Source organism: Priestia sp. P1_B12_1 (assembly GCF_056406695.1).
The window spans coordinates 20,383-32,766 of record NZ_JBFTZR010000013.1 but is presented as its reverse complement, the minus strand read 5'-3'; the positions used below and the strand labels follow the sequence as shown (position 1 = coordinate 32,766).

General features: G+C 31.7%; 15 protein-coding genes. 10 read left to right on the top strand and 5 right to left on the bottom strand.

The window, feature by feature from the left end; genetic code table 11:
• Window positions 1-283: 283 nt before the first annotated feature.
• From AC1D0Y_RS25105 to AC1D0Y_RS25085, 5 genes are all read left to right on the top strand, one after another.
• Window positions 284-1,051: a carbon-nitrogen hydrolase family protein gene (locus AC1D0Y_RS25105; RefSeq protein ID WP_477708067.1), complete on the top strand. Its 768-nt coding sequence runs from the start codon at window positions 284-286 to the stop codon at window positions 1,049-1,051.
• Between the two features lie 338 nt (window positions 1,052-1,389).
• Complete coding sequence (locus AC1D0Y_RS25100; RefSeq protein ID WP_477708066.1) at window positions 1,390-1,575, top strand: hypothetical protein; 186 nt, start codon at window positions 1,390-1,392, stop codon at window positions 1,573-1,575.
• On the top strand, window positions 1,572-1,961 hold the full coding sequence (locus AC1D0Y_RS25095) for a type II toxin-antitoxin system death-on-curing family toxin (RefSeq protein ID WP_477708065.1): 390 nt from the start codon (window positions 1,572-1,574) through the stop codon (window positions 1,959-1,961). The genes AC1D0Y_RS25100 and AC1D0Y_RS25095 overlap by 4 nt, the downstream gene beginning before the upstream one ends.
• Window positions 1,962-2,677: 716 nt before the next feature.
• On the top strand, window positions 2,678-2,884 hold the full coding sequence (locus AC1D0Y_RS25090; protein WP_477708064.1) for a Spo0E family sporulation regulatory protein-aspartic acid phosphatase: 207 nt from the start codon (window positions 2,678-2,680) through the stop codon (window positions 2,882-2,884).
• Window positions 2,885-3,054: 170 nt separating this feature from the next.
• Complete coding sequence (locus AC1D0Y_RS25085) at window positions 3,055-3,270, top strand: hypothetical protein (protein ID WP_477708063.1); 216 nt, start codon at window positions 3,055-3,057, stop codon at window positions 3,268-3,270.
• A gap of 190 nt (window positions 3,271-3,460) precedes the next feature.
• Here the strand turns inward: AC1D0Y_RS25085 and AC1D0Y_RS25080 are convergent, their stop codons facing one another.
• The gene (locus AC1D0Y_RS25080) at window positions 3,461-3,814 is read right to left on the bottom strand and encodes a hypothetical protein (protein WP_477708062.1); all 354 of its coding nucleotides are present in this window, start codon (window positions 3,812-3,814) and stop codon (window positions 3,461-3,463) included.
• A gap of 794 nt (window positions 3,815-4,608) precedes the next feature.
• Between AC1D0Y_RS25080 and AC1D0Y_RS25075 the strand changes: the two genes are divergently transcribed.
• Together AC1D0Y_RS25075 and AC1D0Y_RS25070 are read left to right on the top strand one after the other, a co-directional pair.
• Window positions 4,609-5,052, top strand: coding sequence for a helix-turn-helix domain-containing protein (locus tag AC1D0Y_RS25075; RefSeq protein ID WP_477708061.1), 444 nt, complete (start codon window positions 4,609-4,611; stop codon window positions 5,050-5,052).
• A 267-nt stretch (window positions 5,053-5,319) separates the two neighbouring features.
• On the top strand, window positions 5,320-5,613 hold the full coding sequence (locus tag AC1D0Y_RS25070; protein WP_477708060.1) for a hypothetical protein: 294 nt from the start codon (window positions 5,320-5,322) through the stop codon (window positions 5,611-5,613).
• A 202-nt stretch (window positions 5,614-5,815) separates the two neighbouring features.
• Here AC1D0Y_RS25070 and AC1D0Y_RS25065 read toward each other — a convergent pair whose 3' ends face one another.
• A complete protein-coding gene (locus AC1D0Y_RS25065; RefSeq protein WP_477708113.1) occupies window positions 5,816-6,817 on the bottom strand; it encodes a DUF3231 family protein in 1,002 nt (333 codons plus the stop codon).
• Window positions 6,818-7,244: 427 nt separating this feature from the next.
• Here AC1D0Y_RS25065 and AC1D0Y_RS25060 point away from each other — a divergent pair, with 427 nt between their 5' ends.
• Together AC1D0Y_RS25060 and AC1D0Y_RS25055 are read left to right on the top strand one after the other, a co-directional pair.
• Window positions 7,245-7,697 carry a CBO0543 family protein gene (locus AC1D0Y_RS25060; protein WP_274448585.1) on the top strand — a complete coding sequence of 151 codons (453 nt, stop codon included), beginning with the start codon at window positions 7,245-7,247 and terminating at the stop codon, window positions 7,695-7,697.
• A 667-nt stretch (window positions 7,698-8,364) separates the two neighbouring features.
• A complete protein-coding gene (locus AC1D0Y_RS25055; protein WP_477708059.1) occupies window positions 8,365-8,592 on the top strand; it encodes a hypothetical protein in 228 nt (75 codons plus the stop codon).
• A gap of 95 nt (window positions 8,593-8,687) precedes the next feature.
• Here the strand turns inward: AC1D0Y_RS25055 and AC1D0Y_RS25050 are convergent, their stop codons facing one another.
• From AC1D0Y_RS25050 to AC1D0Y_RS25040, 3 genes are all read right to left on the bottom strand, one after another.
• Window positions 8,688-9,920 carry an MFS transporter gene (locus AC1D0Y_RS25050; protein WP_477708058.1) on the bottom strand — a complete coding sequence of 411 codons (1,233 nt, stop codon included), beginning with the start codon at window positions 9,918-9,920 and terminating at the stop codon, window positions 8,688-8,690.
• A gap of 468 nt (window positions 9,921-10,388) precedes the next feature.
• Window positions 10,389-10,841, bottom strand: a complete 453-nt coding sequence (locus AC1D0Y_RS25045; RefSeq protein WP_477708057.1) for a hypothetical protein — start codon at window positions 10,839-10,841, stop codon at window positions 10,389-10,391.
• Between the two features lie 90 nt (window positions 10,842-10,931).
• Window positions 10,932-11,435, bottom strand: a complete 504-nt coding sequence (locus AC1D0Y_RS25040) for a hypothetical protein (protein WP_477708056.1) — start codon at window positions 11,433-11,435, stop codon at window positions 10,932-10,934.
• A 151-nt stretch (window positions 11,436-11,586) separates the two neighbouring features.
• On the opposite strand from AC1D0Y_RS25040, the gene AC1D0Y_RS25035 reads away from it, so the two are divergent.
• Entirely contained in the window at window positions 11,587-12,039 is a 453-nt protein-coding gene (locus tag AC1D0Y_RS25035) for a YoqH family protein (RefSeq protein ID WP_477708055.1), read from the top strand.
• Window positions 12,040-12,384: the final 345 nt, after the last annotated feature.

Below are 12,384 nucleotides of genomic sequence, written 5' to 3'. Positions count from 1 at the left end.
TTATATTTTGTAACTTCCACGTTAAAAAGAGACTAAACTATTTCTCTTTATTTTCCTCATAATTGAGAATTATTTCTCTTTTTTTATTTGCCTGTACTATATATATTATGATTGCGAGATTATGTTAACTAAAGATGTATAAAATATAGATTACTAATTAACTCAGATTGGCTATGATAATTCAGCAATCGGCCTTGTGAAAATCAGTACCCTTAATAAGGTAGCATAATGGTACTATATTAAATGAAGAGAATAATTTAAATATTTAAACCGAAGGGAAGTTATGATGAAGGGAATAAGAATAGCTTTACTACATTTATTGCCTATCGTTGGTAATATTGAATATAATCAAAATCTTATTGAAAAAGCAGTTAAGCAAGCAGCAGATAAAAATGTAGATTTGATTATAACGCCAGAATTAGCCGTTAGTGGATTACAATTTTCTAGAAAGATTGGAACTGATTGGATTAGTCAGCAACCGGATGAATGGATGACCAATTTTTTGTCCTTAATTAAGTCTATAAATACTAATGTAGTACTTGGTTGCCCTGAAAGATCTAAAGATGGAAAGCTTTATAATTCAGTATTTGTTATAAACAAAGATGGGAATTTAATAGGAAGACAAAGGAAGTTTACAAGTATTATAGATGATTGGTCTACATCAGGTAACTTTATTGAACCAATAAAGGCGGGGACTGTTAACATTGGTATTTTAATATGTGCAGACGCTTATACAAAAAATATTGCAGACGAATTATTAGCGAAAGGAGCAGAAATCCTAGTTGCCCCATCTTCTTGGGGACCAGGGTTATGTGGCCCAAATGGCGAGTGGGAACAAAGATCAATAGATACAGGACTGCCTTTATTCGTTTGTAATCGTACTGGAGAAGATGAAACAGTTAACTTTTGGGAAGCTGAAAGTTTAATTATTAAAAATGGTAAACGGCTTCTTTCACATAAATCCATACAAACTGCAATTTTAATTTTTGAGTGGGATTTAGAGAATAAAGATTTAATTTCTCCTAATTTTCAGGTTGAATACATATACTGATTTATTAGGGAACCTAACTATTTTGATTGTAGTGCATGATATCTCGGCTGACTGGAAAGCAATATAAAGCTTTTTCGTCACAATCATAAAAGATATCTATTACACTTATTGAGGTCAAATAGCGAATTTTTCTGCATGTATTTAGAAAAATAATTAAGAATTTCCTTTATTATATTAAATAATGGTGTATAAATTCCATAATCTATAATCGTATAGCAAGATTGATATCTAGGTTGCTGCAGACTTTTAATAAACAAAAAAAGAATATCTAATGGTACATTTTGAATTTAATTATGAATATGCAATAATATATATAAATGATCCGAAGAGGTGAAAAAATGGCTATTTCAAAAGATGAATTATATAATCTTATAAATCAGCTTCCTGAGAATAAACTAAAGTTAGTAAAAGACTATGTAGAGAAGCTTGTAGATAATAAACAAGAAAAAGCAACATTTGACGATGCTTTTCAATATGCTTTAAATAACTATGATGATGCATTTAGGAATCTAAAAGATCGATGAATATTCGATATTTATCTATAAAAGAAGTCATTGAAATTAATAAGCGCATGATTTTGATGTACAGTGAAAAGGAACGAATAGGAGTTAAAGATCAATCTTTACTAGAATCTGCTGTATTTCGTCCCCAACAAACAGTATTTGGTGAAGATGCTTATCCCGATATATATAGCAAGGCAGCTGCTTTATTTGAATCAGTGGCAAAAAACCATTCATTTGAAAATGCAAATAAACGCACCAGCTTAGCTGCTATGGTTATCTTTTTACGTTTAAATGGTATTAAACTTAAAATGGAACAAAAACAAGCAGAGGATTTAACAGTAGATATGTTTCTAGGCAAATATTCATTTAAAGAATTAATAGATATAATTAAAAATCATTGCGTATAAATATTATAAAAAAATATTGCAGCTTAAAAGCTTAATCCAATTTGGATTAAGCTTTTTTGGTTTCTATAGAATTCATTGTGGTGTGACAAGATGTCGCTTTTATCTAGTATTACTTTTCATTGTTTTCTTATTATGAGGATGCCTAGAATGAGTTCGATGTTAAATTCTCGCACCAATAAATGTTTCTAGATTATTTTTATACTGAGTTGTAACCAAGAATGACATATTCAATACAATAATATCCGCTTGAATCTCTTTTATGACGACCCTCATTTTGATTTTTTATATTATTTTTTGACAGCAATATAGATAATCAAACGTCTATACCTGAACATGTTTTTGCTATTTTTTGAAGTTTCTTAGTGATAAGGAAAAGTTGAGTGATCTCACTTCATTTATTATGGATCTGATCGTAATATAAACAAAAGTAAAGATATATAAACTTCCTCACATGTCTAAATCTCTTTATTAAGTGCAGTCATTGTTCTTTTTGTCTTTGACACGAATAGTAGGTCTAGGGAAAAATAAGTCAGCTTATTAATTAAGCACGAGTATTATCTATAGAAAAAATCGTCTTATTTTGTAATGTTTTGATATGTTTTGTAGAAACTATTTTCATTTTATCTGTTCTTATTCATACTAATTTTGTTGTCTCTATTTCATAATCCACACGATACTTTAGAGATTAACAAATACTAATGAGGTGAAAAGAGACAATGTTAACGAAAATCAGCGAATTAAGTCAAAGGATTTATCTATCAGAGTGTATTCTTAACAAGAGAAAAGAATTAGTGAATTTAGGTATGAATCATGGACTTTTAAATAAAAAAACAATCCAGTGTAGCCAAGATCTTGATAAACTTATCAATTTGTATATGCAAGGTTCTAAAATAACAGAATATAAATTTTATTGTATTTTATAATGTTCGTAAAAATGTAGTATGAAGGAAAGTAAATCGGCCATTATTTTTAAATTAAGATCATTTTATATAAATAACTTTTTAGAAAGTCTACTTTTATAAGAGTAGAACCACAGAAAAATTTCATTCAACCCCCAAAGAAATTTTCCTTTTTAGAATAGGAGAATATTTTTGTGAATTCAAAAGGAGCTGATTTGATGTCTAAACAAGCAGAAGCCATAAAAGAAGTAAAACTCTTAGATGCTGAAATTGATTTGTGCAATCGGATTAAAAACTTGTTGAACCAAGGAAAGCTAAGAGATTTAAAACTAAAAAAAGAATATACAGAGTATGAAATTTTACAAATTGCTCTGAATAGATTAATGAATGAGTTAACTTTTAGGTATTAAAAACAGAACAGACTTTAATATCTAAAATAAGTTAACTATTATCTATATTCACGGAAAGTCTTTCTTTTCATCATAATCATAAAGCATAAATACAGTTAAGACCGCCTTATACAATATAGATAATAGACGGTCTTTGTTAGTGATATTCATTTGAAATAAGATTTTCCTCTGCTATCTTTCATATAATAAATTATTGGTTCTTAAGATTATTAAAATAATCTTCCAACGTTCGTAATGAGGGAGCTGTTTTGTAGTGAAATGTAAATTCTCCATTCGATATTTTATATTCAGGCCAAGGAATAACTTGATATAATTCATACATTGAATTTCTAGATCCAGCCAATATAAATTTAGTTGTATCAGGATGAGTAACAGCTATATAAGCTAGTCCACTTTTACGACTGGAAGCTTGGAAAACAGAGTATTCCTCTTGAATTCCTAAGACAGTTAAGTGAGTAGGGTAGTAGACAACATCATTACAAGGTGTTGGTAATGCACTTAAGTTTTTAACTAAGGTAGTTGGAATTAAACCTTCTGTTACCATTTTCATCACCTCTTATATATTAGATAGACTAATTATTAATCAAAAAAGTGAATTTTACAAACTAAATATTCTATTTGTAATAACTTTCAAAAAATTTTAACAAAATAAATTTTATTGCTAGAACAGAGGAATTACGCTATGAAGCTGATATGGTAGGGATTTATATGTAAAAATGATTAGATAAAATAAAGGTAAGTTCTCTTAAAGTAATTAATAATTAAACGTAAGAAGGAAACAAAGAAAGAATCCTTTGCTTATCAGCAAAGGATTTTCAAGTATGACGAAGGAATATGAGAATACATAATCAGTCTGACCAGATTTGAAGAATAATATGCACATAAAAAATCAAAAATACATTCTTTAAGTTCCCATGCTAGGGTAGAAAACTCCTTTTTTACTTTACTAGAATTAGGAAGTTTTTAAAGTATATATTAACTTATCTTTGGTACTTTTACGATTTTCCCATTTACACTTAATGATGACGAATATGGCGTTTATCTAATTTACATTTTACAACGTTTTATATGTATCTCCTTATTTCTCTACCAAAACGTTCGAAAAAGTGTGCATTTTTTAACGATCGTTCGTAATTAAATTTAAAACTTAAACGAACGATAAAAATGATAGATTTTCTATTTGAAAGAAAAGTTCGTAAATGTATACTTTTGCGAACTTATAATTACTAGTTAGCAAATTCTAAAAGCAACTTAAAGTTGCTTTTAGAAACGTCAGGTTGGTTTACCCTTTTATGAGTACGATATAAAATTAATCTTAACTTGAAAGGAGGGGAATGGATGAATAGAGGAGAAAAGATAGCTAAAGCACGAAGAGAAATGAATTTAACCCAAGATCAACTAGCCGAAACGTTGGAAGTAACGAGACAAACAATTTTAAAATGGGAATCTAATTTAGCATATCCTGAATCGGTTAAATTAGGGAAGTTAGCTGAAGTATTAAATGTTACTTGCGATTATTTATTGCGTGAGAACCAGGCAACGCCTACATCTGTAGAAGTAACTATAAATAATTCAGGTAATTACACACTTGATTGGTCTAAACTATATCCAATACTTAACGAATATCAGGATAAGGTTGATTGCCCTCACTATTATGAAAAAATTTATGGAATGGTCCAAGAAATAATGATCAAATACAAATATTCATCAGAAGATACACTTTTAATCCTTAAAGATTTACTATGTCAAGTATATTTACATATGGAGAAGAAAGTTCAATAAATACTATTTTTTATAGGTTCAGCATATGTATAAAAGGTGCACTTTTTATGCTTTCTCGTTTCTTTCAACTATCCACAGAACGTAGTTATATCAAGGATGTATAAAAAGCTGCATAAAAGAGAACTTCTTAGAACCCTTGGGGCTGGGGGTTCTCTTTTTTCATGTCTTCTGGAAGAGTGATTATGTTAACTAACTTTGTATATCGTATACATATTTTATAATGCGGTTTTATATGGTATTATTTTCTTTGCTTGGGAGGTTGTTTAAATGAACATTAACAAAGAAGTTAGGCCTATTTTATTAACACTTTGCTTATTAGCAGCTGTTTTTATCGTTTTTATTTTATCTAGATCATTTCCTAATTCTATTGGCGATTTAACCACTACTGTATGGATATATTTGTTCATAGATATGGGGTTCATTGTTTCTCTAATTTTAGGAGTAAGAACTAAAAAACCAAGTTTTATGTGGTTTAGTATTATATCTAATGGAATATTTTTCACTATATTGTCTATTTTTATATTTTTATTAACTCTTGCAAATGGACTTTCTGAAGTTTAAATCATGAAAAAAACCTCTAGTACCTACTTTACATAGAGGTTTTTTATGCTGAGAAAATCCATTATGTTAACTACCTTTGTATATGATATACAGCTTGAAAACAGAAAAAACAACTGGGTCCGTTCAGTTGTTTTTTCTGTTTCATGAATGATAATCAATGTTTGGCCGACGTTGCAGAACGTCTTGAGTAGTTTGCTCAAAGTTAGGATTGATTATTCTTATTTGTAAGTTCTTTTCTATCACTAGCTAGTGGAGGCTGTTCTAGCCATTTGTTTTCAATCATGATATTAGCTCCATCTTCCGAATATAACTGTACTTGCAAAGACATTTTGTTATACATGACTCCTAAATCCATTCTAGGGCTCTGAGCGACAGCAGTACCATAGAAACCTATACCTAGTGCATTTAAGCTGGCAATATAAAACATCATTAATTTCTCCGAGAAAACATGAGTTGTCACATTTGTTACCTCTGTAGCCCATGACACAGAGACAGGAATATCACTCTCTGCTAATTTTCCAGTAAACGATTGAACATGCTTTTTAGCAATTTCGATGCCCTTAATAAAGAATTGTGTAACATCCTTTGATTTGGCTACTTGACTAAAACCCATTAGAGTAGCAACACCAAGAGAATTCCTTTGAGTATTAGCATATAGATTACTTACTTCCATGGCTGTAAGGGGTCTTTTTTCTCCAAGGAAATCCCATATAAAGCTTTTCTCCTCAACAAGATCAATATGATCTAAGTTAGGAAAATAAGGCGATCTGACATATATTCCTTTTGCTAATAACATATCTTTTGATATTTCAAATAAGGTCATTGTTTCAGTTAGACAGCTCTTATAATGCTCTGTAATATCCTTTCTTACTGCTGAAGATAAACTAGCCGAGTAAGCTGTCAGACCAATCTTAGCCATTTGATGAATGAAGTGTAATACATATGTATCCGAAAAGAGTCGAGGAGCTTTTAAATTAACATCGTCTTCAACTTTAAATCCCTGAGGAAGTGTGTTTCTCTCTTCAATTAACATAGTGCTTACCTTTTGTATATTCGTACTAGATAATTGAGTAGCGTACTCAATGATAGGTTTAATCTCTCCATCTTCCACTTTTTCTAAAAAGTAAAGTAACATACACTCGCTTGCAGTATCGTTAAGGTATTGAGCCCACAGCTGAGCGATTTCTGCTGAGGTCAATCTAATCTGTTTTTTCTATTCCACTTTATTTCCTCCACACTCTAATAGTTTGTATTATTTTCTCCAATAAACTTTTTCTTATGAATACATATTAGAATAGGTATGGAATTTAAAACGGAAACTACTGTAAAGATAATTGATATTTTAGTCTAATAAGTTGAAACTTTTAAGTAATTGATTGTTGCCGGGAATTTTCATTATGTTAACTACCTTTGTATATCATATACAGTCTAGAAAAACAGAAAAGCCAACCTTTAAGTTCCTAAAGGTTGGCTTTTCTCATGACTTTATCCAATGACACCTTATGGTATCTTCAATAGTTTGTTCTGGATGTGAAAACTTATTCGTTGTTGGCTAATTTACATTTTAATTTTATAAATAGACATACTAATTGTATCCAATTTATTTAGTAATCAAAGGTGGAAGGCTAATAATGATGTATGTCTTTCTGTGCTTTTTAGTTTTTAATTTAATCTCATTTTTCGTACCTAAAAGACTAATTCCTATTGAAATATATGCTACATGTGTTTTTGCTTATGCTTATGGAATAACAACAGATTTAGTGTTAGATATGCATTACAATTTGTATGGTTATTTTCAAAAAGGGTTTCAGTGGTTATCGCTTTTAGCAGTTATTATGTATTTTCCCTCTATCAGTTTTTTATTTTTGAATTTTTACCCATCTAATAAAGGTTTCGGAAGAAAAGTACTTTACATTTTAAGTTGGACACTTTTTTCTGTTGCTTTTGAATGGTTTGTAGTTAATACGGACTTTTTTTATTATAACGGCTGGAAAATACTATATTCGGCTCTAGTATACCCAATCATTTTTCTTATTCTTGTAGGTAATTTGAAATTGGTTAGAAAAATAATGGCTAGTAAATAATACTTCTCCTCCATAGAAATCATCATAAGGAAGAAGGAGAAGTAAACAAGCTTTAAGATAACCTAAAGCTTGTTTTTGTGCCTATAAGGTGTTTTATGGTGCGACAAGAAGTCGCTTTCTTACAGTGTAGCTAACGCTACTCATCTAGACGCAGAGATGATCTCCATCCGAAACGGCATTCTTGGTAACGAGTCTGTCGGTTGCATGAGGAAATGTGGAAACAGAGGACAAATGCATGGTCCAGAATACTGCTAGGGGAAGATGAGTATGGTGAACATTAGTGAAGGTTTGTAAGCTTCGTAAGTGTTAGCTCAGGATAGTGCACAGCTTTGCCTGGGTATTGGCAAGAGGAAAAGCAGATTCATAAAGCTGCTGTTACGCGTCCCGTATCTTGCCCGGAGTAAAGAACTCACCTAACCTCGTCGTATCTATAAGATGCGAAACTTGTTAAGCCCTTTGTCATCTGTGTAAACAGTAGGATGACTGCAAAGTCAAACAATGTGGCAGAGGGTAAAGGATACGAGAGAAAGCAAATGCCATTATCTCGAAAGAGAACAGGAAAGCAGGAAACTGTATAACTGGATGGATACTATCGTCCTTACGGACAAGCCCATGATAGGCCCGAAAGGGAGCTAACTTTTCGTTGGTCTCTCGTAGGAACATAAGGTTGTGGCTATCTTCTGACGAAAGAAACGTACTGTTATGTATACCTCCATTTGGAACGTCGGCGTACGTTTTATTTACCGATATGGTGTGTGATGAGGATACGACAGCAAATGGAACTACAATGGGAGGCTTGAGCCGATGTGTCTTGAAAGGGACTCGCACGGTTCTTAGGGGAGGCGGGGGCAGTGATGCCCCTAACTTACCCGACTTAACTGAAAAAAACAGTTAAACATGCAATTTAAGACTGGTATATATAGCTTCCAAAGCAACCTATAACAAATAACTCTCTGTTATTTGTTAAGCAACAGAGAGTTATTTTATTGCTTACTTATTTATTTTTAAATGCTGTTGATTCATGACTAAGATGATGGCAGCTAAAAATAGAAAAGCTGCTGATAATAAAAATGGGAATCTAGCCCCAAATATGTCTGTTAAATAACCTAATAACAATGTCGACAGACCAAATGTTCCAAACACAATTGCATCTTGAGCTGAATAAACTTTAGACAGACTCTTTGCGCTAATTTTGGCTGTTTGTACAATTGTTTGCTGAGCAGTTGCTTTGATAACACTTAGGAATCCGTATATCAGTGGAATTAAAAGCGCTAACCAAGATGATGAATTAATACCAAACGCAAAGTTAGTAAGACTTACTAGAAACATACTACCTATAATGATGAACTTAAGATGTGTTTCAATCATATGAGCGTATTTTAATCCTAAAAACCCACCAATCATAAGTCCAGCCGAAAGAGCCGTATTTATATACCCCCACCATTGTTCATTTGCATGAAGTACCTGGTCCACGTAAACGTACATAATAGCCGCAATCCATACGACATTTGCTATGGATTCAATACATTCAACTATGGTAATAGCACGTAAGGAAGGCGTTTTCCAGATAGTAGTCCAACCTTCTTTTAAACTATCACGTCTGGTTAAAGGTTCTACGTCTTGCTTTGTTTCTTCCTTCTGACGTATGAGACTTTCTGGTTCTCTAATGAAACCCATTAATATCGTAGCAATGATAAAGAGTAAGAAAGTAAGTGTAATTAAATTTCCACTCCCCATGACTACAATAAGAATTCCCCCAATAGGCCATGCTCCTAATTGAATGAACTCGTCAATGGTACTTAAAAAGCTGTTTACTTTCACTAATTTATCTTTTGACACTAACTGTGGAATAAGCGCATTTCGTGCGGGAGTTGCCCACCCATCTAAAAATGCAACGAATGCTACACATGTGAAAAGGATAAAAAAGATAGATCCTACGTCCATAAATGTGGACACCCCACCTATTAGAAAGAGAAGAGTGGTCTTACCCATTTGAGAAGCAACGAGCAACCATTTTAGTGAAAAGCGATCTAGAAATAAAGGAGCTACTATCCCGCTTAAGAAACGTGATAGTGTATTGATAAGAGGGAATAACGCCATATAGGTGGCCAATCCTGTTACATCATAAATCAACGTGATTAGACCAACAATATAAAAGACATCCCCACAATTGGCTAATGATTGACCGATCCAAAGAAAACGAAAAGATGATTTATTGTCCATATCCTATTCTCTCCTTTAGTTCCTATATTCAATTGGATGTAGAAAAGATATGGAGAATATCACATATTTTCTTTTCTCCTTTCAGACTTGTATTTTATAATTTATAGTAACATATGTTTATTACATTTTATTGTAAAAAAACTAAAACATACAAATGACTTATGAGAAATACCATGTATGCTACACTAGCATACAATTTTTTATTTATTTCTTAGAAGCTGTTCTAGATTAACTAAAAAAGAATACTTAAACGTATACTTTAACACTGGCAAGTATGGGGGCGTTAAGTATGGGCGTATCTTTTTATAATGGTCAAATATGCGTTGAAGGGATAATCTGCGGATCGTTTATAGAAATAGGAATTACTTTCATAGCCCTATTCGTTATATATGTAGCTTACGAAGTAATCTATAAAAAAGACCGTCTATAATTTTATAAATTATGGACGGTCTTTGATTTGTTTATTCGTCAATCTTGACTAAACGTAAATCGTTCTTGATAGTTTCTATCGCTGCCTTTTTCTTTCCATGTGATTACTACTTCTAACTCTTTGGCCTTTTCAGAAAGTGGGAAATTCGCAAAGTAAAAAGGTTCTTTATCATCTCTATTCAATGTTTCTCTTTCTGAATTAACAATTCCATATTTTGTAGTCGTGTTTTCTTCATCTCTAAAAAGTTCAATTCTCACATCAGATGCATCATTTTTATTATTTTTAATGGTCATACTATAAGTTTGATACACACCTTTTTTAGACTTTATATCTCGTTGATCACTATCTTTTACTTTGTCTATTTCAACAGTCCACTGTTTAGATTTTTGCCCGTTGGGAAGTTGATCAAAAGTTAAAGCATTAGCTTTTATATTGCTATTGAAAACAAAAAGAATAACAGCTAATGAAAATAAGAATAAGTACTTTTTCATTTATGTACGCCTCCGATTAATTTTAGTTCAGCTTATTGTTCTCTTTGTAATGGCAAATATTCATTGTCACTTTCAACACCCTTTTCTTACTTAATCAGCACATTTTTCCCAATTAAAAGGTTTTAGCTCAAGCTTATCTGCTTTTTTTTCATCAACTGTCATAACAACCCAAATGTTCCCCATTTTATTTAATTCTTTCAATACGTTATTTCCATCAACTCTCTTATAAAGAAAATATCCTCTTGTTCCTTCTAGACCATTCTCCAAAAACAATCTCATTGATCCAATGCTACCTCCGACAAACAAGTGTTGCAATGAGATCTGGTCAGAATGGTCATTGATGTTATCTCCTACTTTTAAATTTAATTCTCTGTTTGTGAATTCCTGAAACCCGGATAAATCTAAGCTATAACTTTTAACAATATCTTTTAGCACCCTATTATCAAGTTTTTTAAGATACTTTTCAAATTCCTTGCTACAAGCTTTTTCAGGTCGATTTCTTTCTTCTGTTAAATTGGCAAATGCAGTTCCGTAATTTGTTCCATAAGCCAAGATACCAAGTATCAGCAGTAAACGAACTGCCCTTTTAGTCATATAATTCACCCTATATTCATATTTTGTTGTATTTTTGCCCAGTTAGGTTGTTACTATCCTTCTGTTTTCCTGAAGTAAATACTGCTTTGATTTCATCGTAATAAATATGTATTCAATAGGGGATAGTAACTAAAAAATGTGAGGAAATAACATGAAAAAACTTATTTTAATTATAGTCTTGTTGTTTGTAGTACTTGCTTATCCATATCAAGCTAATGCCAGTAAAATGCCTTGTAGTTTGATATTAGAACCTGTAGACAAAAATATAAAAAATGCAAAAGGTACAGCCTTAATATATAAAGTACAATTAAATCCACCTAGCTTTGCTCGAACAAACATTAGTATAATGGCTGTTCACCTTCCTCACCTTTCTACTTATGGTAGGTATGATCAATATGAAGGGTTTGCAACCATTCCAGGTTACATTAGTTGGCGTTTTAAATTATATTCTACACCTGAAGAAGATGGCGTTACGTGGGCTGGGAAGTTCGATTGGGTTACGGAAGAGATGAAAAACGTCAAGATACAGGTGCGCCCTTCAAATTCTAAAACAGAAAAATTAGGATCACCCGTCTTACAAAATACCCTTTCATCTTGCAATTGAGCTAAATAGCTTGCTACTTGAAACTAATCGTTTAGTTTAATACATGCTCATACAATATTTCTAAACTTTATGTAGGTGATTAAAAAAGAAACCTTTGTCCATATAGACAAAGGTTTTTCAGATTTATTGGAATAGGGGGGAATACGTTAGTAGTCTAGCCAGATTTGTAGATTCATATACATATAACTTTGAAAAAATATTGTCAGTGACTATTTTCAGAGAAAGTAACCTCATTTAATCCACTTTGTCAATTAGGCAAATACTAAAGTATTTCAATTTTGTTAAATTTTTATTATTTACAGTTAGTGACGACAAATAGGAGATTTTTCATCAATGACATTCTTT

Coding starts and splice junctions, on each gene's coding strand:
- AC1D0Y_RS25105 (WP_477708067.1), top strand. CDS start 284: ATGATGAAGGGAATAAGAATAGCTTTACTACATTTATTGCCTATCGTT.
- AC1D0Y_RS25100 (WP_477708066.1), top strand. CDS start 1,390: ATGGCTATTTCAAAAGATGAATTATATAATCTTATAAATCAGCTTCCT.
- AC1D0Y_RS25095 (WP_477708065.1), top strand. CDS start 1,572: ATGAATATTCGATATTTATCTATAAAAGAAGTCATTGAAATTAATAAG.
- AC1D0Y_RS25090 (WP_477708064.1), top strand. CDS start 2,678: ATGTTAACGAAAATCAGCGAATTAAGTCAAAGGATTTATCTATCAGAG.
- AC1D0Y_RS25080 (WP_477708062.1), bottom strand. CDS start 3,814: ATGGTAACAGAAGGTTTAATTCCAACTACCTTAGTTAAAAACTTAAGT.
- AC1D0Y_RS25075 (WP_477708061.1), top strand. CDS start 4,609: ATGAATAGAGGAGAAAAGATAGCTAAAGCACGAAGAGAAATGAATTTA.
- AC1D0Y_RS25070 (WP_477708060.1), top strand. CDS start 5,320: ATGAACATTAACAAAGAAGTTAGGCCTATTTTATTAACACTTTGCTTA.
- AC1D0Y_RS25060 (WP_274448585.1), top strand. CDS start 7,245: ATGATGTATGTCTTTCTGTGCTTTTTAGTTTTTAATTTAATCTCATTT.
- AC1D0Y_RS25050 (WP_477708058.1), bottom strand. CDS start 9,920: ATGGACAATAAATCATCTTTTCGTTTTCTTTGGATCGGTCAATCATTA.
- AC1D0Y_RS25045 (WP_477708057.1), bottom strand. CDS start 10,841: ATGAAAAAGTACTTATTCTTATTTTCATTAGCTGTTATTCTTTTTGTT.
- AC1D0Y_RS25040 (WP_477708056.1), bottom strand. CDS start 11,435: ATGACTAAAAGGGCAGTTCGTTTACTGCTGATACTTGGTATCTTGGCT.
- AC1D0Y_RS25035 (WP_477708055.1), top strand. CDS start 11,587: ATGAAAAAACTTATTTTAATTATAGTCTTGTTGTTTGTAGTACTTGCT.